The organism is Lentimicrobium sp. S6 (genome assembly GCF_013166635.1).
GTDB lineage: Bacteria > Bacteroidota > Bacteroidia > Bacteroidales > UBA12170 > UBA12170.
Map to the genome: position 1 here is coordinate 1 of NZ_JABKBZ010000310.1, position 334 is coordinate 334.

The following is a 334-nucleotide window of genomic DNA, read 5'->3' on the forward strand; positions in this document are numbered from 1 at the left end:
GAGGTATTAAAAAACATTTAGCTATTAACTGTCCTAAAGATTATTTGTTTGATAACTACAACAGAAAAGGAATTCCTATTAGCAAAACCCGAATACGAACCCTCTTAAAAGAAGCCCTCAAGAGAACCAATATTATTAAGGAAGTTACTGTTCATACTTTGCGACATACCTACGCCACTCACCAACTGGAAGCAGGACAGAGTATTATGGTTTTAAAAGACTTGCTCGGTCATTCCAGTATTCATAGCACCTTAATGTATTTGCATATTGCTCAAGTAGATGCGGTAAAGAAATTTGGTTGCTTGGATATTCTTTTTGGTTCATCAAATGAATA

1 protein-coding gene is annotated in these 334 nt (G+C 35.0%); it reads left to right on the forward strand.

The window, feature by feature from the left end; genetic code table 11:
* Positions 1-334, forward strand: a 334-nt coding sequence (locus HNS40_RS22835) for a tyrosine-type recombinase/integrase (protein WP_172285001.1), incomplete at both ends; no start/stop codon positions are given.